This is a genomic window from Schaalia naturae (genome assembly GCF_042665795.1).
GTDB lineage: Bacteria > Actinomycetota > Actinomycetes > Actinomycetales > Actinomycetaceae > Pauljensenia > Pauljensenia naturae.
In genome coordinates this window covers 654938-675983 of sequence record NZ_JBHTEF010000001.1, presented here as the reverse complement: position 1 = coordinate 675983, position 21046 = coordinate 654938, and the positions used below count along the sequence as shown (strand labels likewise).

The following is a 21046-nucleotide window of genomic DNA, read 5'->3' as shown; positions in this document are numbered from 1 at the left end:
CGAATGAAGTGGCATGATGTCCCCATGAGTCCTCGATTCCTCACCCTCTCAGACGTCGCCGACACCCTGAACCTCTCGATGTCCGCTGCCCGTGCGCTGGTCAGCTCCGGGGAGCTCCCGGCCATCCAGGTCGGCGGGAAGCGCGTGTGGCGCATCGAGGACACCGCTCTGGAGAAGTACATCGAGGACCAGTACGCCGCCTCCCGCGAGCGCATCCGCACCCACGCCGCGGACTGACCCGACGGGATCCCCGGCGTCATCGCCGCGCGGGCTCAGCGCGGACCGGTGACCAGCCGCAGTCGGCGGATGCCGGATGTCGGCAGCGAGATCACTTCGGCTGCGCCGCGGTCTCGCGTGTCCAGGCCGGAGGAGCCCGCGCGCGTCTCGATGTCGAGATGATCTGCGAAGACCGCGCGCACCGTTCCCTGGTGGATGCCGGCGTCGTGGTCGATGACGACCTCGGCCGCGTCCTCGGCGAGCTCCCGGAGGATGTGCCCGATCCCGACGGAGTGCCTGACGGAGGACTCGTCGACGGCGCTTGCCCCGAGCGGCCACACCGCCGCCACCGCGGTCAGCGGGATCAGCGAGTCCCCGCCCGGCGTGGCCAGCAGGACCCACGTGCGCGCGACGTCCTTCACCCGCCCCGACAGGCGCCCGCCCCCGCGCACGAGCACGGTGAGCCGCTCACCCGAGCGGGCCAGCAGCCGTGCTGCCAGGCTGACGCCGGCGCGCTCGGCGTCGGTGAGCTCCCCGACCAGCGCCTCCTCCAGCGTCCGCCGCTCGGCGTCGAAGCGCCCCTCGAGGTCCGCGAGGTAGAGGTCCAGGTCCACAGCCTCAGTCTCACACAGACGGCGATGAACCGGACGCGCTTGACATCGCGGATCGCACACTGCGACACTCATGGCGTCCAACTGATATGAACTGAATCTAATTCACACCCAAAGGAGCGCATGATGTCGTCGACGTCGTTGTCTGACCGTCTCGCCGAGATCGCCGGATGGGTGCTCGGGCCTCCGGCTCTGGCCGTCCTCGCAGCGGCCGCGGCGACGCTCCTCGACCCGCGGTCCGGCCATCCCGCCGAGCACAGTGTGGCCGGCATGACCGCCCTGCTCGCGGCCGCGATCCTGGCCTGGGCCCTCCTCTCGATGGTGGCCGCCCGCCTGGCCCTGCTCCCCGTCCTCCCACGGCTCGCCCGGCGTGCGCTCGCCAGGTCGGTGGAGCGTCTGGGCACCGGGCAGGCGAGGCGGACGCTCGCCCGGCAGGGCAGCGCGGTCGCTCTGGGCGCCGGGCTCGCCGTCGGGTCGTTGGCGCCGGCGGCGCTGGCCTCTCCCGCGCCTCCTCCCGACGACCTCTCCTGGGGCGCGCAGGCGCCGGCGGAGGCGTCCGCCGTGTCCGGTGACGCCGTTCTCCCCGGGGGCCCGGGGCCCACCGGCCCGCTTCGGCGGGCGGCAGACGCCCTCGTCGCCCGCGAGGCGCTCGCACGGCCGGCCGATCGGGACGATCCGCCGCCTCTCCCCGCGCCCGCCACGCATCTGGTGGTCCCGGGCGAGAGCCTGTGGTCGATCGCCGCCGACCTGGTATCGCCCTCAGCCGGAGACGCCGGGATCGCCCGACTGTGGCCCGCGATCCACGCCGCCAACGCGGACTTGATCGGGGAGGATCCGAGCCTCATCCGGCCTGGGCAGGTCCTCGTCATCCCGCAGGCCCGCCCATGAGCGGCGCGGCCGCCCGCGCCCTCGCCCGTCCGGGGGATGCCTGCGTGCGCTGGGACATGCGGCGCGACATGGACCCGGATGAGGTCCTTGATGTCGAGGAGCGGCTCCAGCGCGATCCCGCCCGGCCTTCGGAGGTCGGCCCCCTGCCCGACCCCCGTCAGTGGGCCTCGGGCCTGGCCCAGGGGGTCATGGAGATCCTGCAGGGCCTGCGCCCCCTCACCCAGCTGCGCCGCTGGGTGGTCCCCGCACTCTACGAGGAGCTCGAGGCGGCCCGCGGGCGTGCCGCGCCCGCCACCGGGTCCGGGCCTCCCACCCGCGTCGCTCCGGCCTGCAGAGCCCAGTCGGCACATGCGTGGCCGGTGCGCGAGGGCGTTGTCGAGGTCTGCGTCACGGTGCGCGTCGGCGCGCGCACGCGGGCCGTGGCGATGCGGCTCGAGGATTTCCGCGGCCGCTGGCTGGCGACCGCTCTCGATGTCGGATGAGGCAAGACGGGGCCGCCGCCTCAGCGGCGCTTGCGGGCCTTCTTCGCGGCGGCGCGGCGCTGGGCGCGGTTGCCCCCGCCGTTGTGCTGTGCCCCGGTCGATCCGGCCGCCTCCGAGGACTCCCCCTCCGAGGAGCTGTACTGGAGACGCGTCTGCCGGGCCTCGCGCCCGACCGTCCCCATCACGGAGGCCGCACGGGCCAGGGACTGGGACTCGGCCGCGGCCTCCCGGGCTTGGGCCCGCTCGACGGCCTGCGCCGCCGCCGCGCCCTCGGCCTCCACCGCGCCCGCGCCGCCAACGGCCTGCTCGGCGTTGCCGGGTGTCCCAGGCGCCTGTCCGTCGGCGGCCTCCGAGGCCTTCTCCAGGGCCAGCTCGAACTGGCGGCAGTAGGCGAAGATCTGTTGGACCGACTCCTCGCGGATGCGCTCCGTCATCGCCTGGAACATCTGGGCGCCCTCGTCCTTGTACTCGACCAGGGGGTCGCGCTGGCCCATCGCCCGCAGGCCGATGCCCTCCTTGAGATAGTCCATCTCGTAGAGGTGCTCGCGCCACAGCCTGTCGACCGTGGCGATGAGGACCCGGCGTTCGAGGACGCGCATCGGCTCCTCGCCGAGCTGGCGCAGGGCCAGCGGGTTCGCGCCGAGCGTGAGCTCGTTCTCCGCGTAGACCGAGTGGATGTCGCCGCGCAGCTCGAAGAGCAGGTCGTCGCGCATGAGCGACCCGGGGCCGCCGTGGGCGTCCTCGACCTCCTCCGGGGCGACGGAGGGCGGGTAGTAGCCGCGCAGCGCCGCCCACAGCCCCTCCAGGTCCCAGTCCTTGGGCGAGGGCTCCTGCGTGTTCGCGGCGACGAGATCCGAGATGAGGTCGTCCGCGTACAGGCTGAACTGGGTCTTGAGGTCGGCCCCCTCCAGCACCTGGCGGCGCTGGGCGTAGATCAGCTCGCGCTGGCCGGTCATGACGTCGTCGTATTTGAGGACGTTCTTGCGGATCTCGAAGTTGCGGGCCTCCACCTGGTGCTGGGCCGAGGCGATCGAGCGGGAGACGACCTTCGACTCCAGCGGCATGTCCTCCGGATAGGCGCCGGAGGACATGATGCGCTGCGCCATGCCCGAGTTGAACAGGCGCATGAGGTCGTCCTCCATGGACAGGTAGAACCGGGACTCGCCCGGGTCGCCCTGCCGGCCGGAACGGCCGCGCAGCTGGTTGTCGATGCGCCGGGACTCGTGGCGCTCGGTGCCCAGGACGTACAGGCCGCCCAGTTCCACGACCTCGTCGTGCTCGGCCTCGACGGCCGACTCTGCTTCCGCGAGCGCCTGCGGCCAGGCCTCCCGGTACTCCTCCGGGTTCTCGTTGGGGTCCAGGCCGCGACTGGCCAGGGTCGCCTGCGCGATGAACTCGGAGTTGCCGCCCAGCATGATGTCGGTGCCGCGCCCGGCCATGTTCGTCGCGACCGTGACCGCGCCCTTGCGCCCGGCCATGGCCACGACCTGCGCCTCGCGGGCATGCTGCTTGGCGTTGAGGACCTGGTGGGGGATGTGCTTCTCGCGCAGGAGGCGCGAGATCAGCTCCGAATTCTCCACCGACGTCGTGCCCACCAGGACGGGCTGCCCCTTCTGGTGGCGTTCCTCGATGTCCTCGACGATCGCCGTGAGCTTGCCCTGGAGGCTCGGGTAGACCAGGTCCGGCTGGTCGATGCGGATCATCGGCTTGTTCGTCGGGATCGGGATGACGCCGATCTTGTAGGTCGAGGAGAACTCCGCGGCCTCGGTCTCCGCCGTGCCGGTCATCCCGGCGCGCGACCCCTCGGGGTACAGGCGGAAGTAGTTCTGCAGGGTGATCGTGGCCAGCGTCTGGTTCTCGGCCTTGATCTCCACGCCCTCCTTCGCCTCGATGGCCTGGTGCATGCCCTCGTTGTAGCGGCGGCCCGGCAGGACGCGGCCGGTGTGCTCGTCGACGATGAGGACCTCGCCGTTGTCGACGATGTAGTCCTTGTCGCGGTGGAAGAGCTCCTTCGCGCGGATCGAGTTGTTGAGGAAACCGATGAGCGGGGTGTTCGCCGCCTCGTAGAGGTTCTCGACGCCCAGCTGGTCCTCGACCTTGTCGATGCCGGGCTCCAGGACGCCCACCGTCTTCTTCTTCTCGTCGACCTCGTAGTCGACGTCGCGCTCCAGCAGCCGGGCGATGCGCGCGAACTCCGTGTACCAGCGGTTGACGTCGCCGGTGGCGGGCCCGGAGATGATGAGCGGGGTGCGGGCCTCGTCGATGAGGATCGAGTCGACCTCGTCGACGATGACGAAGTTGTGCCCGCGCTGGACCATGTCCTCCACGCGCTGGGCCATGTTGTCGCGCAGGTAGTCGAAGCCGAACTCGTTGTTCGTGCCGTAGGTGATGTCGGCCTCGTACTGCTGGCGCCGCTCGGCGGGGGCCTGCCCGGTCAGCACGCATCCGCAGGACATGCCGAGGAAGCGGTAGACGCGGCCCATGAGATCCGACTGGTACTTCGCGAGGTAGTCGTTGACGGTGACGACGTGGACGCCGTCGCCGGTCAGCGCCCTCAGGTAGGAGGGCATGGTCGCCACCAGCGTCTTGCCCTCGCCGGTCTTCATCTCCGCGATGTTGCCCAGGTGCAGGGCGGCGCCGCCCATGACCTGGACGTGGAAGGGGCGCTGGCGCAGCGTCCGCCAGGCGGCCTCGCGGACGGTGGCGAAGGCCTCGACCAGCAGGTCGTCGAGCGTCTCCCCGTCGGCCAGGCGCGCCTTGAACTCGTCGGTCTTGGCGCGCAGCTCCTCGTCGTCAAGCGTCTCGAAATCCCCCTGCAGGGCGTCGACCTGGTCGGCGATCCGGTCGAGCTTCTTCAGCGTGCGGCCCTCGCCTGCACGGAGGATCTTGTCAATGACTGACACCGCTGCTCCTGAACGTCGGGGCCGGGGCGTCGCCCCGGGCGCGCACCGGGGGAGCGCGCATCGCCCAGTGTACGGAAGATGGCCCCGCAGCCGCGACCGGCGGGACCGGTGCGGCCGGCCCATTCGCAGCCCGCGCCGGCGCCGACGAGGGCGGTCCCTGCTCGATGGTCCTGGCTCTCCGCCGGGTGGACGCGGGCGCGCGTCCACCCGGCGGAGAGCCGTCGGGGACGGTCGACCGTCCCCGACGGCGCTCAGGCGGAGATCTTCGTGTTCAGCCTGATGACGCCGTAGGTCCAGCCGTGACGGCGGTAGACGGCGCAGGGCTGCCTCGTCTCCTTGTCGACGAAGAGGAAGAAGGGGTGGCCGACCAGCTCCATCTGGTACAAGGCGTCGTCCACGCTCATCGGTTCGGCCTCATGGACCTTCTGCCGGACCACCACCGGGGAGTCCCCGAGCTGTTCCTCGCGGGCCTCCCCCGGCCTGAGGTCCTGGGCGCTCCTGAGCGGAGGCTCGGCGGGCGGCTCCGGGGGCGTCGGCTTCTTGAGGCCGGCGAGGCCCTCGGGCACCGCGTCCTCCACGATGTCGGCCGGGAGGCGCCGCCGATGGTCCTTGGCGCGGTCGCGCGCCCGGCGCAGCCGCTCGAAGAGCTTGTCCACCGCGATGTCGACCGCCGCGTAGCGGTCCCCGGACGCAGCCTCGGCGCGGATCACGGGTCCCTTGCCGAAGACGGTGATCTCGATCCGTTCGGCGGTGTCGGCCTGCCGGGGGTTGCGCTCGTGGGTCAGCTCGACGTCCGCGCGCTGTGCCCGCGGGTAGAACTGAGTGGTCTTCGAGACCTTCTCCTCGACGTAGTCCCGGAAATTCGGGTGGATCTCGGCGTTGCGTCCGACGACGGTGATGTCCATGTTGTCCTCCAGGGGAACTCTGCGGGACCTGGCCCGCACGACCGATGTCCGGGCGCCTCATCGCCCCGGACCGTGAGCGTGGCTACCACCCCCTATGTCGACGCAGTTCACGCGGCTTTTCTTCGGCGCGTGACCCGTCTGTTGTCTCATCTGCCCATGGTACGACAACATCGTGACGCAGGTCATACGAAAGGGGGCGCCCGGCTCACCCCGTCCTCGGTCCCGCTCGACACAGGGCCGCCGCCGCCACGGTCCCCGTCCCGCACACCCGGGCGAGCTCGCGCAGGGTCGCCCCCGTCGTGATGACGTCGTCGACCAGGACCACCGCGACGCCCGGCGGGACGTCGGCGGCCGAGGCCATCGACCCGGCGCGCCCCGACCGCCGTTCCTCCGCGGAGCGCCCGGACTGGGAGGGAGCCCCCGCCCTCAGCCGGACGCAGGAGATCACCCGGACCCGCAGGCCCGTGCTCCGCGCCAGTTCGGACCCGACGCCCCGGGCCACGTCGGGCGCCACCATCTGGCCGCGGAAACGCCGTCTCCACCCTGAGGGCGCCGGCACCACCCAGATGTCCTCGGCCTCGCCGCGCGCGCCGTCCACCAGCCCCGAGGCGGCGACGCCCTCGCCCAACGCCCGGCCGGCGCGTTCCAGGAAACCGGCGAGCCCGACGCGTTCCCCATGCTTGGCGGCCAGGACGATCCGGCGCAGGCGGCCCTCGTACTCCCCGAGGGTCCACACACCCAGGTCGGGGCTCGGCGGGGAGGTCTCGAGGACATGCCAGTCGGGCTCCGTCCCATCGGCCAGCCGCGCGCACGCCGGGCACAGCACGGTGTCCCAGGTTCCGCAGCCGACGCACTGGACCGGCAGGAGGGCGTCGAGGAGGCGCGCGGCGAACCCGGACGGGCCTCCCGCCCCGTTCGCTCCCCGCACGCCCATGATCTCCATGGCACCCGGTGGCTCACCGGCCGTCGAGCCACCGCCGGCCCGGTTGTGGACACGGCGCGGCTCCGGGGGACCGCTGTGGACGGCTCCGGGCGCGTGCGAGGCCGGCGGGGCGTCAGCCCGGATAGCGGAGGCCCGCGAGATCGCCGCCGACCGACTGCCACACCGACCCCGACCGGGCATAGACCTGCCCGTCGGACGTCGTGACATACACGTTGGTCGAGGCCGCTCCGCCCGTGAGCCGTTCCGCCTTCCCCGAGGGGAAGGCCAGTGTCGTGAGGAAGCCCCCCAGGGGGACGGTCGCCAGCTCCGACGCGCTCGCGGATCCCCCTCCGGCCCCGCCACCGGAACCGCCTCCCGCCGCGGGCCCCGCGCCCGACGACGCCCCGGCGTCTCGGAGCGCGACCACGGTGGTCCGCCCGGCCCAGGACACGTCCGCGATGCCCACCGACAGGCCGGAGACCGCCACCGGGGTGCCCACGCTCGTCGGCTTGCCCGCCGCGTCACGGCCGATCGCCGCGACCCACACGCTGCGCGTCCCTCCCGACACGCGCAGCATCGCCAGCCGCGCCCCATCGGGTGACACGCGCAGGGCCTCCACGGCCGAGGAGTCTCTGAACGGGGCGTCCAGGGTGAGGTCCTCCCCCGTCGGCCCCCGCGACCAGGATCGCGCCGCCCGCCGCCGACGACGCGGTCCACACCCATCCCCACCGGTCCACCGACGGCGCCGTCGGCGACTCGACCGCGTGGTCCGTGCGGGCTCCGCTGGTCCCCGAGAGCACAGCCAGCCCGTCGGCGTTCAGCCAGGCGATCGTCGAGCCGGAGATCGGGGCGATCGCCGGATCGCGGGGGTTCTCGCCCAACTCGCCCCGCGGCACGACCGTCTGCGCGACCGAGGTCCCCGTCACGCGCACCAGACCGTCCTCGCTGAGCGCGACGGCAGAATCCAGGGCGTACTCCGGGCCGGCCGGCAGGTCGTCGACGTCGATGCCGGTCCCCGACACGGACAGGTCCACGGTCGACACGGTGGACGCCTGCGTGAGCGTGGCCTGGATCTGCCAGGCGAGGAGCCGCTCGGCGGCATCGTCCGCGGGGAACGTCGCCGCCAGGTCGACATGGGCGACGTGGTCGGTGATGGCCACGCCCTGCGACGGAAGGGTCGCGCCCTCGGGGATGGCCGAGGACACGGCCGGAGCGATCTCCTCCGAGGGGCCGCCCAGCAGACCGGCGAGCAGATACGTGGCCAGCCGCCGTGCCGGGTACCACCGCGGATCCGCCACCAGGGCGTCACCCGTCGTCGAGGGGAAGTACAGGTCGGCCTGCTGGTAGGCGCTGGTGAACGAGGTCTCCGACAGCACGACGCCGTCGTCCAGCGCGTTGATGCGCCACTCGCCGTCCTCCGCGGTCAGGGCGAACTCGTGGACGATCCGCGCGTCCGCGTCGGCGCGCGTGAGGATCCCCTGGTCGTCGACGGTGGCCACGGCGGCGGCCGTCAACGTGACGGTCAGCGCCGCCCCGGGGGTCGCCTCCGGAGCGGACGTCGACTCGCCGTCCCCTTCGCCTCCGTCTGGGTCCGCGTCCCCTCCCCCGCTGAACGAGGGCGAGGTGTCGGTGGCGTAGACCTGGACGAGCGTCTCCGGATGCCAGGAGCGCGAGGCGGCGTCCGTGAGGAACTGGCGGGCCGTCGCGAAGTCGTCGGTGGTGCCGGCCGCGCAGGCCAGGAGGAAGTCCTTGACCAGCGCCTGTGGACTGGAGCCCTTCGCCGGTCCGTCCGCCGACAGGTCCAGCGGGTCCGACGTGGGCACGGAGACGTCGAAGGGCTGGGGCGAGCCGGAGTCCGGCAGCGCCGAGCAGCCGGCCAGTCCCAGGGCCAGCGCCGCGGAGATCCCCATGGCGGCCAGTGCTCCCGGCACGCGGTGCCGTCCTCGTCCCTGCTTCATGCCTCCTCCTCCCACAGTGCGAGCGGACGCGACGCGACCTCGTCCCCCGCCGCCCGCGGGACGACGACCAGGAACGATGAGCCGACCCCCAGCTCGCCCCACGCCTCGAGCACGCCGTGGTGCAGGGCGACATCCTCCCGGGCGATGGACAGGCCCAGCCCCGTGCCGCCGGTGGTGCGCGTGCGCGCGGGATCGGCCCGGAAGAACCGGTCGAAGACGTGCGCGATCGTCTGCTCGCTCATGCCCACGCCGTGGTCGCGGACCCGGACCGCGACATCGGTGTCGGAGGCGGCCACGGTGATGACCACCGGCAGGCCGTCGGCATGCTCGACGGCGTTGACCAGGAGGTTGCGCAGGACGCGCTCGATACGCCGGACGTCGACCTCCGCGGCGCAGCGCTGGTCGGGCTCCTCGACGCGGACCTCGACGCCCAGGGTGGCAGCGAGCTCGTCGTTCGCGTCGACGACCTTGCCGACGACGGCCCGCAGGTCGGCGGACTCGGCGTCGAGCAGCGCAGACTGGGCGTCATAGCGGGAGATCTCCAGCAGGTCCGCCAGCATCGACTCGAAACGGTCGACCTGTTCGTGGAGCAGCTCCGCCGAGCGCTTCGTCGCGGGCCCGAAGGAACCGCGGTCCTCCCAGATGACGTCCTCGGCCATGCGGATCGTGGTGAGCGGGGTGCGCAGCTCGTGGGAGACGTCGGAGACGAAGCGCTGCTGGAGCCGGGAGAGCTCGTCGTACTCCGCGATCTTGTTCTGGAGGCTGGAGGCCATGTTGTTGAAGGCCTGCCCCAGCTGGGCCATCTCGTCGTCGCCCTGGGCGTCCACGCGGGTGTCCAGGTCGCCGTCGGCCAGTTCGGAGGCGGCCCGAGCGGTCTGCCGCACGGGGCGCAGCAGGTGGTAGAGCACCCAGAACACGCCGGTCGGCAGCGCGATGATGATCGGGAGGGCCCCCAGCCCCAGCACGCGCATCACCATGTCGATGACCGTCTGCTCGGACTGGAGGGAGTAGACGATGTACATCTCGTAGTCGCCGGCCCGGGGCAGGCTGACCATCATCCCGACGGCGATGCCGGGCTCCCCCTCGCCGTCGGTGTCCCCGGGGACCCGCACGGACTGCCAGTAGGCGTGGTCGCCGCTCCTGACGTCCTCGCGCAGGTCGTCGGTGACGACCGCTCGCATGGCGGCGCTGCCGATCTCATTGATGCGGAACTCGTCGGGCGAATCCGGAGGGCGGATGAGCAGCACGGACTCCGCTCCAGCGCCCGCCGCCGACCCGCGCGCCGTCTCGATGACCTCGCGCGCGGCCTCCTGGACCTGGTCGGTGGTCGAGGCCGTCGACTGGTCGAAAGCCGACTGCGCCGTGGAGAATCTCAGCGACGCGTCGTCGAGGATGATGTCGCGCCGGTTCTCGAACACGGAGGAGCGCAGCTGGGCCGAGGTGACCGCCGCGAACAGGACGAGGATCACGGCCGCGGCCGCCGTCATCGACACGGCGATGCGCACCGAGAGGGAGCGGCGCACCCAGGACGCGGGCGCCGAACCGGCGGCGGCGGCCCGCAGGCGGCGCGCCCAGCCGGGCACGCGCACCCGCTCCCTGAGGGGGCGCCGACGCGGGGGCTCTGGCGGAGTCTGCGTCCCCGCCGGCTCAGGATCCTGTTCCGGCACGGTACCCGACCCCGCGGACGGTGACGACGACCTCGGGATTCTCCGGGTCTCGTTCGATCTTGGAACGCAGGCGCTGCACGTGGACGTTCACCAGCCGCGTGTCCGCGGCGTGCCGGTATCCCCACACCTTCTCGAGCAGCTCCTCACGGGTGAAGACCTTCCACGGCGAGCGCCCCAACGCCACCAGGAGGTCGAACTCCAGCGGGGTGAGGGAGATCTCCTCCTCACCGCGGCGCACGACATGCGCGGGCACGTCGATGCTGATCTCGCCGAGCACCAGGCGCTCGTCGCCGATCTCGTCGTGGCGGCGCAGGCGTGCTCGGACCCTGGCGACCAGTTCCTTCGGCTTGAAGGGCTTGGGGACGTAGTCATCCGCGCCCGCCTCCAGGCCCGCGACGACGTCGGCCGTGTCCGAACGGGCCGTCAGCATGACGATCGGGACATCGGACTCCCTGCGGATCCTGCGCGCGATCTCGATGCCGTCGACGTGGGGCAGCATGAGGTCCAGCAGCACCAGATCCGGGGCCTCCGCGCGGAACTCGTCGAGCGCTTCCGCTCCGTCGTACACGGAGGACACGGTGAAGCCCTCGGCCTCCAGGACGATGCCGATCATCTCAGCCAGGGCGACGTCGTCATCGACGACGAGGATGCGGGCGCTCATGTCACGATCGTGTCACGACGAGGGCGATTATGCACCCGACGCGCCCGGCCGCGGCGCCGGCGCGTGGTCAGCGGAGAGGACACCGGTGCTGGGCGCACGGTGGTTGCCGTGGCACGATGGACACCGAACGACCCCGCCTCACGGCCGCGATCGGAAGGACGCCATGAGCACTCCCACCCCGCCTTTCAACTCCGAGGACCCTGGCACGGACTCCGGCCAGTGGGCGCCGCCCTCGTCGGCGCCGCAGGGGCCGGACAGCTGGACCGCGCCGGAGGCGGGCCGCCGGCCGGACGCCCAGACGACGGATCCCGGTGCGGACCCCGCCCAGGCGGCGCCGGCCTCCGGGTGGGAGGCGGCTCCCCCCTGGAACGCCGGGCCCGGCTGGTCCTCGCCCGGATGGGGCGACGCCGGCCCCGGCCCGGCCCCGGCCCCCCAGCCCGCCGCCGGATGGATGCCCCCGCCCCAGCCCGGGGTCATCCCGCTGCGCCCCCTGTCCATCGGGGACCTGTTCGAGGCGACGTTCCGGACGATCCGCGCCAACCCGTCGGTGATGTTCGGGTTCTCCGTCGCGGTCATGGCGATCGCCTCGCTCATCACCTCCGTCATCGAGGCGTCCACCGCCAGCCAGTGGATCGGGCTCGTCGACGATCCGCAGGCGGCGCTGGCCGGGGACGACCTCACCGGCCTGGCCGGCCAGATCGCGGGGACGCTCACCTCGTCGGCCGCCTCCGGGATCATCACCGCCCTGGTGACCATGGTCCTCTCGGGGATGCTCGCGCTCACGGTGTCCGACGCGACACTGGGCGCCGTGACGCCGTTGGGGGCCGCCTGGGCCCGGGTCCGCCCGCGCCTGCTGCCGCTCATCGGGGTCACCGTGCTCAACGGGCTCATCGGCGTCGCCGCGTTCGGCGTGGTCGCGGGGATCTTCGCGATCCCGTTCATCGCCTCGCTCGCCGGGTCGGGCGGCGCCGACCCCTCCGTTGCCGGCGTCCTCCTGCTCCTGCTCGGTCTGCTGGCCGGCGCTGCGGCGTCTCTGTTTTTCCAGGTGCGCCTCCTCTTCGGTCCCACGATCATCGTGTTGGAGGACCTCGGCCCCCTTCAGGCGATCCGGCGGTCGTGGTCGCTGACGTCGTCCTCGTTCTGGCGGATCCTCGGGCGAATGATCCTCATCGCCCTCCTCACGGCGGCCGCCACGTTCTTCGTGGCTGGCGCGGTGGGGCTGGTCGGCGGGCTGATCACCCTGCTGGCCTCCGAGTTCGTCGGCACCATCGTCACCGGGTTCCTCTCCGGCGTGGTCTCGGGCTTCATCATCCCGATCTCGGCGGCCTTCACGACGCTCATGTACGTCGACGAGAGGATCCGCCAGGAGAACCTGGCTCCCGCGCTCGCCGAGGCCGCGCAGGCGTCCCGCGCGGCGCGGTGATGGCGCTTCCCGCCTGCGCCCCGTCGTTCTCCGGGGTCCCGGCTCCCGCGGACGCCCCGCTGACGCCGGACGGGGACGAGGCCCAGTCGTGGGTGGGCGACGAGCTCTCCCGGCCCGAGTACGGGTCGGAGCTCTCGCCGCTCACCCGCGCCATCCGGTGGGTGCTCCAGACCGTGATGGACGCCTTCACCTCGGGCAGCGGCCACATCCCCGTCGGCTCCATCGTGCTGGCGGCATTCGCCGTCATCCTGGTGATCCTGGTGGCGGTCGTCGCGATGAACCCCGTGCGGCTGCGGCGCAGGGCCCCCTCCGGCGCGGTCTTCGACGGCGAGGACCGCTCGCTGGAGGACTGCCTGGCCGCCGCCCGCGCCGCCGCCGGGGACGGGCAGTGGGACGACGCCGTCATCTGGTACTTCCGTGCCCTGGTGCTGACGCTGGCCGGGGACGGCGCCGTCCACGACGGGCCGGGGCTGACGGCTCGTGAGGCCTCCGCCCAAGCGCAGGCCCGCCGTCCGGATCTCCGGGAGGATCTGGCGTGGGCGGCCGGGACCTTCGATGCGCTGCGCTACGGCGCGCCGGAGGCGGCCCGCGGCGGTTCCTCCCCGGACGCCCCCGCGACGGCCGGCCCCGTGGACGTCGACCGGCTGCGGGCGCTCATCGATCGCGCCGGGCGAGGCCGTGGGGACGCCCTCGTCCGGTCCGGCGCCGGGAGCGCCCCGGAGACGCGCCCATGAGCGCCCCCACCCGCCCGACGGTCACCGCGAGCGTCGTCACCCCCACCCTGCGGGCCCGAGCCCGTCTGGCCCGGCCGCTGATCATTCTGGTCATCGTCGTGCTGGCGGTCCTGGGCGCCGGCGCCCTGCTGCCGCGCCTCGGGGAGGACCCCCGGGTCCTCTCCCCGACCAGCACCATGCCCGACGGCGCCCAGGCCCTGGTGCGCGTCATGGAGCGCCGCGGCATCGACGTGGTGTCCCCCGACGGGCCGGCGGACGCCCTGGCCCGCGCCGAGCGCCCCGGGACGACGCTCGTGGTCGTCTTCCCCGCCCGCATGCAGCCCGATGTCGCCCAGGCCCTCGCCGGCGCGCCGAACCTGGTCCTGGTCGGCACGGAGCAGTCCTTCGGCCCGGTCGCCGGCGTCTCGGGCCTCACCCCGGACGCCCAAGGCGAGCAGCCGCCCTCCGGCACCTCCGCCGAGGCCGGGCCTGGCTGTTCCGCGGACTCCGGGCAGCGCGCCGGGTCGGTGACCGTCGGCGCGTACGGGGTGCGCGCCGACGACACCTGGCAGGTGTGCTTCCCGCTGGGCACGGCCACGGCGGCCGGGGCGCCCGCGCTCCACGCCTACGCCCAGAAGCAGAGCGCGGGCTCTTTCCGCGCCGTCATCGCCGACTCCCGGCTGCTGCGCAACAGCGCCGTCGCCGAGTTCGGCAATGCGGCCCTGGCGATCAACGCGATCGCCCGCACCCCTCACGTGGTGTGGTACATCGCGGACTACGCCGACTCCATGACCGACGTCCCCACCCCGACCCCAGCCTGGATGATCCCCTCGCTGATCGTCCTGGGCGGGGCGGGTCTCGTGGCGGCGATGGCGCGCGGGCGGCGGCTCGGGCGGCTCGCGCCCGAGGACCTGCCCAGCGCCGTGCCCGCCACGGAGACCGTCGTGGGCCGCGGCCGCCTGCTGCGCCGTTCACGCGACCAGGGCCACGCCGCCCTCGCTCTGCGCACCGCGACCGCGACGCGGCTCGCGGCCCGTCTGGGCGTGCCGCCCGGGTCCGGCGCCGACGAGCTGCGCGACGCCCTGGCCCGCGCCGGGATCGACCCCGGACGCGCCCAAGCCCTGCTGTGGGGACCGCCCCCGACCACCGACCGGGCCCTGGTGGACCTGGCCGACGCCCTGTCCGATCTTGAGGAGGACCTCCGCCATGACTGATCCCCGCATCGACCCGCTGCGGCCCCAGGGAGCGGCCCCCGGGCCCGACGCCCCCGCCCCGCCTTCGACCTCCCGGGAGGCCCTGGTGCGCCTGCGGGAGGAGATCGCCAAGGCCGTCGTCGGCCAGGACGGCGCGGTCACGGGGCTCATCGTCGCGCTGGTGGCGGGCGGGCACGTCCTGCTCGAGGGCGTGCCCGGCGTGGCGAAGACGCTGCTGGTGCGCGCGATGGCGACGTCCCTGGACATGGGAATGTCCCGCGTGCAGTTCACGCCCGACCTCATGCCCGCCGACATCACGGGATCTCTGGTGTGGGACGCGGGGACGTCCTCGTTCGAGTTCCGCCCGGGCCCCGTCTTCACGAACCTCCTGCTGGCCGACGAGATCAACCGGACGCCCCCGAAGACCCAGTCCTCCCTGCTGGAGGCCATGGAGGAGCATCAGGTCACCGTCGACGGGCAGACGCACCCCCTGGACGATCCCTTCATGGTGATCGCGACGCAGAACCCCGTGGAGTACGAGGGCACCTACCCCCTGCCCGAGGCCCAGCTGGACCGGTTCCTGCTCAAGCTGGACCTGCCGCTGCCGGACCGCGACGCGGAGATCGAGGTCGTCGCGCGCCATCAGCGCGGCTTCGACCCGATGGCGCTCGGCAGCGCCGGGGTGCGCGCGGTCGCGGGACCCCGGGACGTCCGGGCCGCGCGCGCCGAGGCCGCCGAGGTCGCGGTCGACCCGGCCGTCATCGGCTACATCGTCGACCTTGTCCAGGCGACCCGCCGTTCCCCGTCCCTGCGGCTGGGGGTGTCCCCGCGCGGCGCGACGGCTCTGCTGAGGACGGCGCGCGTGTGGGCCTACCTGCAGGGGCGGGCGTTCGTCACGCCCGATGACGTCAAGGTGATGGCCGTTCCCACGTTGGCTCACCGCGTCTCCCTGCGGGCCGAGGCCGACCTGGAGGGGATCTCCGCCCGCACCGTCATCGAGGGCCTGTTGGCGGCCGTCCCGGTTCCACGCTGATGGCCGTCTCGCTGCGCGCCGCCCTGCTCGCGGCCCTGGGGGTCGTGGCCGTCGCGCTCAGCCCGTCGACCGCCATGGCATGGGGGTGGCTCGGCCTGATCGCCGTCGTGTGCGTCCTCGACGCGGTGGCCGCCGTGTCCCCGCGCGACCTCGAGGTCTCCCGCGCGGTCTCCGCCGCGGTGCGGGCCGACGAGACGGCGGAGTCGGCGCTGGTCCTGCGCAACCCGGGCCGTCGGGGGGTGCGCGCGGACGTGCGCGACGCGTGGCCGCCCTCGGTCCACCCCTCTCCGGCGCGCCACCGGGTGAGGCTTCCAGGCGGCGGGTCGGAACGCGTCGTCACGCGGCTGCGCCCCGAACGGCGCGGGACCCGCACCGCGGACTACGTGAGCCTGCGCGTGTGGGGCCCGTTGGGGCTGGGCGCGCGCCAGGTGTCGGTGGCGGCGACGGTCCGGGTGGCCGTCCTGCCGGAGTTCCGGTCGCGCCGACTCCTGCCCTCGCGCCTGGCGCGCCTGAGGGAGGAGGGGGCCACGGCGACGATCCTGCGCGGGCCGGGCACCGAGTTCGACTCCCTGCGAGACTATGTGCGCGGCGACGACCCCCGAGACATCGACTGGCGGGCGTCGGCGCGCGCCCGTGACCTCGTGGTGCGCACTTGGCGTCCCGAGCGCGACCGGCACGTGGTCATGGTCCTGGACACGGGCCGGTCCGGGGCGCTTCTCCTGGGGGCCGGGGCCGCAGAGGCGCCCGCTGCCCCGGTGTCACGAGGCCGGGACGGCGCCGGCCCGAGCGCCTCGCCCGACCTCGTCGACCTCGGAGTCGCCCCGCGCATGGACGCGGGGATCGAGGCGGCGCTCCTGCTGGCGGCCCTGGCCGACCGCGCCGGGGACAACGTGCACCTGCTCGCCGTCGACCGATCGGTGCGGGCCCGGGTGTCCGGCGTTCGCGGGGCGCCGCTGCTCCACCATGTCGCAGAGGCGCTCACCGATGTCTCCCCCACCCTCCAGCCCATCGACTGGCCGCTGGCGGTGGCCGAGGTCCGCCGCACCGTCCACCACCCGGGGCTGGTGGTGCTACTCACCGAGGTACCGCCCGTCGGCGCCGACCCGGACTTCCTGCAGGCCGTGGCCGACCTGTCCGACCGGCACACCGTCATCGTGGCGTCGGCCGCCGACCCGGAGGTCGTCCGGCTGGCCCAGGGTCGGCGCGACGCCGATGCCGTCTACCAGGCCGCCGCCGCCAGCTCCACGCTGCGCGAGCAGGCCGCCGGCGACGAGGACGCCACCCGAGCCGGGGCCATCGTCCTGGACGTGGAGGCGGGCCTGCTGCCCGCGCGGCTGTCCGACACCTACCTCCAGCTCAAGAAGCAGGGCCGGCTATGACCCGGGCGACCGGCGCCATCGCCATCGCCATCGCCAGGCTCCCAGGTCATGGCGGCCACGGGGTTTCAGCTCCCAGGTCATGGCCAGGTGCCCGTTTTTGAGGAATTCCTGCGGATCAGGGCACCTAGCCATGACCTGGGAGCGTCGCGCCGCTCATCCGGCCAGCGCTAAGACCCTCTTCGGGCGTCGCGCACACCCCGCCCGCCGGCAGACCTCGTCGATGACCGCCGCGGGGACGGCGAGTTCGCGGCCCTTGAAACGGATGACGACGCATCCGATGGACTCCAGGTCCTTCTGCCGTCTCATCTGTTCGTCGTAGGCCCTGTGGACGTCTCGAACCGACTCCCCGTACTTGCCCTCGCCATCGAACTCGATGACGACGTGGCACCAGGGCAGCTCGAAGTCGACGTAGTAGTCCCTGCGCCCGATGCGATGATGCACCTGGGTCTGGACTTCGCGTAATCCTGCCGCCTTGAGGATCCACAAGAGGATGCGCTCAGGCACGGACTCGCAGGCGCCATCCGCCGCCGCGATCACGGCGCGCGCCCGCCTCTTGCCGGCCGTTCCCGGAAGCTCCTCCAACCGCTGGACGAGGAGCGAACGCGCCTTCTCCTCGCGCGCGCGGCTCGCGGCGAGTTTCTCCTCGAAACGGCTGAAGCGGCTCAGGACGTTGAGCGCCCCGCACGCGATGACGGTCGCCTCCCGGGCCGGCATCGACCGGGCGCACTGCACGGCCGTCGTCACCAGGTCCGTCACAAGGAGGTGCGGCGCGATCTGCGACGCCCATAAGTCCGGGATCTCCGTCTCGTGGCGGACCAACCTGGCGGCCGGGATGACGCCGGCGCCCGGGCCGGACGGGATGACGACGGCCGGGAGGCGGTCGAGTCCCCTGCCTTTGGTGCCGCGCTTGCAGATGTGGACATCCGCTGGCATCGACGCCATGCCGATGCCGTGCACGGCGGCCGCCGACTCGTGGCTGATGACGGCTCGGGATCCGAAGATCGCTGTGGCCGCGCACGAGCGCAGCAGCGTCACTCGCCGCGCGGCCTCCCACGGCGAGGTGGCGCCGACCAGATACGACGTCTCGGCGTAGACGTGCCGGAAGATCCTGGTGAGCTCCCCGGAGGCGCAGCGCGTCGCGCAGCGTTTCGAGGTCCTCCGGCTGGATGCCACGAGATGTGCGAACGCCTGTTGAATCCCATCCACACCACCAGTTGATACGAATCGACAGGAAATAGCAACAAAGAAGAGAAGGTCTGTGGACAGCCCGCCGCGTCCGACGCCGGTCGCGGCTGCTCCAAGGTCATGGCCAGGCGCCTGGTTCACCCGGAATCCCCCAGAAACGGGAAGCCGGCCATGACCTGGGAGCCGGCCCGCGCACGCCCCCGATCGTCACCCCGCCACGGGCACCGCGTACCCGGAGTCGGCCTCGAGGTCGCCGGTGAACCCGGCGCGCGCCGCCCGGAAGCCGACGACGAGGATGTACGCCCACACCCCCGCTGTCAAAGCGACGCCCAGCGCGATCTTCACCCCCACCGGCAGCCCCGAGGGCGTGACGAAGCCCTCCAGCAGGCCGGATCCGAACAGGAGGATGACCAGCCCCAGCGCGATCGTCACCATCGCGCGTCCCGTCGACGCGACGGCCTCGACGCGTGTGCGCGGCCCCGGCACCAGCAGCGCCCAGAACACACGCAGCCCGGCGGCGCCGGCGATGAGGACGGCCGTCAGCTCGGGCACGCCGTGGGGCAGGATGAATGCGAAGAACTGCGCGGGCCCGGCGTACTCGATGACGATCGCGGCGGACAGGCCGATGTTGGCCGCGTTCTGGTACAGCGCGTACACGGGGAAGAACCCCGTGATCCCGCCGCCCACGCACTGCAGGGCCACGAAGGCGTTGTTCAGCCATACGGACGCGCCGAACTGCGCCGACGTGTCCTGGCTGTAGTAGTCGACGAAGTCGTGCCGGGCGTAGCGTTCAAGCTGGCTCGGCGACCCCACGGAGGCGAAAAGCGACGGGTCGCGCAGCAGCCACCACGCCTGAAGGGCCGCCACCGCGAGGAAGGCCACCGTCACCCCGAGGATCCACCATCGGATGCCGTACAGCGCGGCCGGCAGCGACACCCGGAACCAACGTGAGACCGCGCGGGTGGAGGCTCCGGCCGTCCCGGTCAGGCGCCCGCGCGCCGCCGCCAGGTCCCGGGACAGCGCCCGGATGAGGTCGGGGTCGGGGTTCTGCGCGCGCACGGATGCCAGGTCCGCCGCGCCCTGGCGGTACAGCAGGGCGAGCTCGTCGATCTCGGGACCGTCCAGTCGCGCGCGCCCGCCCAGCTCATGCAGGCGCGTCCAGGCCGGGCCCCGTGAGGCGCGCAGCGCGTCGATGTCCATGTCCGCAACCCTGCCACATCCGCTACCGTTGTCGCGTGAGCCCAGCTGACAGTGTCCCCGCGCCAGCGGCCTCCCCGCGCGTCCCCGTCGCCGCTGGTCCCGCACCTGTGGGCGCGGCGGCACCCGCATCGGCGGCGCCCCCTGTCCGGCGCATCCGCGAGGAGTCGATCGTCACCGGCGAGGCCGTCGAGCTCGAGATCCGTCCCGCCTCGCCTCTTCTGCGCGCAGGGGCGGCTCTGGCGGACGACGTCCTCCTGCTGATCGGCCTGTTGGTGCTCGACATCGGGATTCTGCGGCTCCTGGACGAGCCGACCAGCTCGATGCAGCGCATCCTGACCATCGGGTCGGTCCTGCTCGTGCTCGTCATCCTGCCCTTCGCCGTCGAGACGCTCACCCGCGGCCGGTCGCTGGGCAAGTGGGCGTTCGGTCTGAGCGTCGTGCGCGCCGACGGCGGCGTCATCACCGCTCGCCACAGCCTGATGCGCGCTGTGACCGGGATCCTCGAGATCTGGGCGACGCTCGGGTCGGTGGCGCTTGTCACGGCGCTGGTGACGCCGCGTTCCCAGCGTCTGGGAGACCTCGCAGCCGGAACGATGGTGGTCCGGCTGCCCGATCCGGTCCGTCACGCCCCCCTGATCATGCCCCCGGATCTGGGCGCGTGGGCCTCGGGCGCGCAGGTCCTGCCGTGCCAGCCCGCCCTCCAGGCCGAGGCCCTGGGCTTCCTGCGCTCCAATGCGGAGCTGACCCCCGAGCTCCGCCGCCGGGAGGCGGTGTCGTTGGCCACCCGCCTGTCCCGCCACGTCGCGCCCGCGCCTCCACCCGGCACAGATCCCGAGCGTTTCGTGGCGGCGGTCCTGGTGGTCCTGCGCGACCGGGAGTACGCGCGTCTCCTCGCCCGCGACGAGCGGGCGGGACGCCGCCGCGCCCAGGTCGACCAAACCCGCTTCGGCGTCGGATCGTCGCCCGCCTCCCCTCCTCGGCACTGACGAGGGCGCCCCCCGCCGGACGGACCGGTCACCGGGAGGACGCCCGCCTCAGCTCTCGGAGGGCGAGCCTGCCCCAGCGCCTCCCCGCCCGGCCTCCACCTCGCCGGCGTCCTGAGGGGCCCCGGGCGCCGCCTCCGGATCGCTGATGACCCGGAAGTGCGCGCGGCGGCGCGCGTACGGAGAGTCGGGCGACAGCGGCGAGCCCTCCGCCACGTCACTGACCGCGGTGGCGAACGGACCCCGCTCGGGTCCGCTGCGGACACGCTCCGTCGAGGCGGACGTCGCCTCCCTCGGATCGCCTCCCGGACGGCGTGTCTCGCGCTGAGCGGCCTCCCGCACGGCGTCGACCAGGGCGAGCAGGTCGTCGGGCGAGGGCGGTGCCGGATCGAAGCTCGTCTGGAGCCGGACGACCTGCCATCCGAGCGGAACGGTCAGGTGCTCGGCATGCGTCTCGCACAGGTCGTAGGCGTGCGGCTCGGCCGTTGTGGCCAGGGGCCCCAGGACGGCGGTCGAGTTCTGGTAGTCGTAGGTCAGGGTCGCCACCGCCGGTCTCCCGCACGCCGGCTTCGAGCAATGCCGTGCCGCAATCACCGTCCCACCCTACGACGCCGCCTGCCCAGGACTCCGCAGGCGCGCGGTTCCGGCCCTCCTCCCCTGGCCCGCGTCCCGGGGACGCCGCGCACCGCCGACCGGGAGCGGCGGCAGCGACAAGGGGGAGACC

At 73.1% G+C, this 21046-nt stretch carries 20 protein-coding genes; 9 read left to right on the top strand and 11 right to left on the bottom strand.

Annotated features, from left to right (window positions below; genetic code table 11):
- Positions 1 to 24: 24 nt before the first annotated feature.
- The gene (locus tag ACFQWG_RS02960; RefSeq protein WP_291494790.1) at positions 25 to 237 is read left to right on the top strand and encodes a helix-turn-helix transcriptional regulator; all 213 of its coding nucleotides are present in this window, start codon (positions 25 to 27) and stop codon (positions 235 to 237) included.
- A gap of 35 nt (positions 238 to 272) precedes the next feature.
- On the opposite strand, the gene ACFQWG_RS02955 is transcribed toward ACFQWG_RS02960, so the two are convergent.
- The gene (locus ACFQWG_RS02955; protein ID WP_380971950.1) at positions 273 to 830 is read right to left on the bottom strand and encodes a hypothetical protein; all 558 of its coding nucleotides are present in this window, start codon (positions 828 to 830) and stop codon (positions 273 to 275) included.
- Positions 831 to 950: 120 nt separating this feature from the next.
- Here ACFQWG_RS02955 and ACFQWG_RS02950 point away from each other — a divergent pair, with 120 nt between their 5' ends.
- Complete coding sequence (locus tag ACFQWG_RS02950) at positions 951 to 1715, top strand: LysM peptidoglycan-binding domain-containing protein (RefSeq protein ID WP_380971948.1); 765 nt, start codon at positions 951 to 953, stop codon at positions 1713 to 1715.
- Positions 1712 to 2197: an Rv3235 family protein gene (locus ACFQWG_RS02945; protein ID WP_380971946.1), complete on the top strand. Its 486-nt coding sequence runs from the start codon at positions 1712 to 1714 to the stop codon at positions 2195 to 2197. Before ACFQWG_RS02950 ends, ACFQWG_RS02945 begins: the two co-directional genes overlap by 4 nt.
- A gap of 20 nt (positions 2198 to 2217) precedes the next feature.
- Here the strand turns inward: ACFQWG_RS02945 and secA are convergent, their stop codons facing one another.
- From secA to mtrA, 7 genes are all read right to left on the bottom strand, one after another.
- Entirely contained in the window at positions 2218 to 5100 is a 2883-nt protein-coding gene (gene secA, locus ACFQWG_RS02940) for a preprotein translocase subunit SecA (protein WP_380971944.1), read from the bottom strand.
- 251 nt (positions 5101 to 5351) lie between these two features.
- A complete protein-coding gene (gene hpf / locus ACFQWG_RS02935; RefSeq protein WP_380971942.1) occupies positions 5352 to 6005 on the bottom strand; it encodes a ribosome hibernation-promoting factor, HPF/YfiA family in 654 nt (217 codons plus the stop codon).
- Between the two features lie 205 nt (positions 6006 to 6210).
- Entirely contained in the window at positions 6211 to 6939 is a 729-nt protein-coding gene (locus ACFQWG_RS02930) for a ComF family protein (RefSeq protein WP_380971940.1), read from the bottom strand.
- Positions 6940 to 7060: 121 nt separating this feature from the next.
- On the bottom strand, positions 7061 to 7546 hold the full coding sequence (locus tag ACFQWG_RS02925; RefSeq protein ID WP_380971938.1) for an LpqB family beta-propeller domain-containing protein: 486 nt from the start codon (positions 7544 to 7546) through the stop codon (positions 7061 to 7063).
- Positions 7449 to 8885: a GerMN domain-containing protein gene (locus ACFQWG_RS02920; RefSeq protein WP_380971936.1), complete on the bottom strand. Its 1437-nt coding sequence runs from the start codon at positions 8883 to 8885 to the stop codon at positions 7449 to 7451. The genes ACFQWG_RS02925 and ACFQWG_RS02920 overlap by 98 nt, the downstream gene beginning before the upstream one ends.
- Positions 8882 to 10468, bottom strand: a complete 1587-nt coding sequence (gene mtrB / locus ACFQWG_RS02915) for an MtrAB system histidine kinase MtrB (RefSeq protein WP_380971934.1) — start codon at positions 10466 to 10468, stop codon at positions 8882 to 8884. Before mtrB ends, ACFQWG_RS02920 begins: the two co-directional genes overlap by 4 nt.
- Before the next feature lie 64 nt (positions 10469 to 10532).
- Positions 10533 to 11213 carry an MtrAB system response regulator MtrA gene (gene mtrA, locus ACFQWG_RS02910; RefSeq protein WP_291494781.1) on the bottom strand — a complete coding sequence of 227 codons (681 nt, stop codon included), beginning with the start codon at positions 11211 to 11213 and terminating at the stop codon, positions 10533 to 10535.
- 163 nt (positions 11214 to 11376) lie between these two features.
- Here mtrA and ACFQWG_RS02905 point away from each other — a divergent pair, with 163 nt between their 5' ends.
- The 5 genes from ACFQWG_RS02905 to ACFQWG_RS02885 are packed head-to-tail and all read left to right on the top strand — an operon-like array spanning position 11377 to position 16954.
- Positions 11377 to 12636, top strand: coding sequence for a glycerophosphoryl diester phosphodiesterase membrane domain-containing protein (locus ACFQWG_RS02905; RefSeq protein ID WP_380971931.1), 1260 nt, complete (start codon positions 11377 to 11379; stop codon positions 12634 to 12636).
- The gene (locus ACFQWG_RS02900) at positions 12636 to 13370 is read left to right on the top strand and encodes a DUF4129 domain-containing protein (protein WP_380971929.1); all 735 of its coding nucleotides are present in this window, start codon (positions 12636 to 12638) and stop codon (positions 13368 to 13370) included. Before ACFQWG_RS02905 ends, ACFQWG_RS02900 begins: the two co-directional genes overlap by 1 nt.
- Positions 13367 to 14563: a DUF4350 domain-containing protein gene (locus tag ACFQWG_RS02895; RefSeq protein ID WP_380971927.1), complete on the top strand. Its 1197-nt coding sequence runs from the start codon at positions 13367 to 13369 to the stop codon at positions 14561 to 14563. The genes ACFQWG_RS02900 and ACFQWG_RS02895 overlap by 4 nt, the downstream gene beginning before the upstream one ends.
- Entirely contained in the window at positions 14556 to 15575 is a 1020-nt protein-coding gene (locus ACFQWG_RS02890) for an AAA family ATPase (RefSeq protein ID WP_380971925.1), read from the top strand. Before ACFQWG_RS02895 ends, ACFQWG_RS02890 begins: the two co-directional genes overlap by 8 nt.
- Complete coding sequence (locus ACFQWG_RS02885) at positions 15575 to 16954, top strand: DUF58 domain-containing protein (RefSeq protein WP_380971923.1); 1380 nt, start codon at positions 15575 to 15577, stop codon at positions 16952 to 16954. Before ACFQWG_RS02890 ends, ACFQWG_RS02885 begins: the two co-directional genes overlap by 1 nt.
- A gap of 153 nt (positions 16955 to 17107) precedes the next feature.
- On the opposite strand, the gene ACFQWG_RS02880 is transcribed toward ACFQWG_RS02885, so the two are convergent.
- Positions 17108 to 18127, bottom strand: a complete 1020-nt coding sequence (locus tag ACFQWG_RS02880; protein ID WP_380971921.1) for a DUF559 domain-containing protein — start codon at positions 18125 to 18127, stop codon at positions 17108 to 17110.
- 219 nt (positions 18128 to 18346) lie between these two features.
- Positions 18347 to 19339, bottom strand: coding sequence for a stage II sporulation protein M (locus ACFQWG_RS02875; protein WP_380971919.1), 993 nt, complete (start codon positions 19337 to 19339; stop codon positions 18347 to 18349).
- Positions 19340 to 19374: 35 nt separating this feature from the next.
- Here ACFQWG_RS02875 and ACFQWG_RS02870 point away from each other — a divergent pair, with 35 nt between their 5' ends.
- The gene (locus tag ACFQWG_RS02870; protein ID WP_380971918.1) at positions 19375 to 20325 is read left to right on the top strand and encodes an RDD family protein; all 951 of its coding nucleotides are present in this window, start codon (positions 19375 to 19377) and stop codon (positions 20323 to 20325) included.
- 48 nt (positions 20326 to 20373) lie between these two features.
- Here the strand turns inward: ACFQWG_RS02870 and ACFQWG_RS02865 are convergent, their stop codons facing one another.
- Positions 20374 to 20916, bottom strand: coding sequence for a DUF3499 domain-containing protein (locus tag ACFQWG_RS02865; RefSeq protein ID WP_380971916.1), 543 nt, complete (start codon positions 20914 to 20916; stop codon positions 20374 to 20376).
- Positions 20917 to 21046 lie beyond the last annotated feature (130 nt).

Excerpts from the sequence above, each read along its gene's own strand:
- ACFQWG_RS02890 (WP_380971925.1), top strand. The coding sequence starts at position 14,556 with ATGACTGATCCCCGCATCGACCCGCTGCGGCCCCAGGGAGCGGCCCCC.
- ACFQWG_RS02920 (WP_380971936.1), bottom strand. The coding sequence starts at position 8,885 with ATGAAGCAGGGACGAGGACGGCACCGCGTGCCGGGAGCACTGGCCGCC.
- ACFQWG_RS02960 (WP_291494790.1), top strand. The coding sequence starts at position 25 with ATGAGTCCTCGATTCCTCACCCTCTCAGACGTCGCCGACACCCTGAAC.
- ACFQWG_RS02875 (WP_380971919.1), bottom strand. The coding sequence starts at position 19,339 with ATGGACATCGACGCGCTGCGCGCCTCACGGGGCCCGGCCTGGACGCGC.
- ACFQWG_RS02945 (WP_380971946.1), top strand. The coding sequence starts at position 1,712 with ATGAGCGGCGCGGCCGCCCGCGCCCTCGCCCGTCCGGGGGATGCCTGC.
- ACFQWG_RS02950 (WP_380971948.1), top strand. The coding sequence starts at position 951 with ATGATGTCGTCGACGTCGTTGTCTGACCGTCTCGCCGAGATCGCCGGA.
- ACFQWG_RS02885 (WP_380971923.1), top strand. The coding sequence starts at position 15,575 with ATGGCCGTCTCGCTGCGCGCCGCCCTGCTCGCGGCCCTGGGGGTCGTG.
- mtrA (WP_291494781.1), bottom strand. The coding sequence starts at position 11,213 with ATGAGCGCCCGCATCCTCGTCGTCGATGACGACGTCGCCCTGGCTGAG.
- ACFQWG_RS02900 (WP_380971929.1), top strand. The coding sequence starts at position 12,636 with ATGGCGCTTCCCGCCTGCGCCCCGTCGTTCTCCGGGGTCCCGGCTCCC.
- ACFQWG_RS02905 (WP_380971931.1), top strand. The coding sequence starts at position 11,377 with ATGAGCACTCCCACCCCGCCTTTCAACTCCGAGGACCCTGGCACGGAC.
- ACFQWG_RS02895 (WP_380971927.1), top strand. The coding sequence starts at position 13,367 with ATGAGCGCCCCCACCCGCCCGACGGTCACCGCGAGCGTCGTCACCCCC.
- hpf (WP_380971942.1), bottom strand. The coding sequence starts at position 6,005 with ATGGACATCACCGTCGTCGGACGCAACGCCGAGATCCACCCGAATTTC.
- ACFQWG_RS02930 (WP_380971940.1), bottom strand. The coding sequence starts at position 6,939 with ATGGGCGTGCGGGGAGCGAACGGGGCGGGAGGCCCGTCCGGGTTCGCC.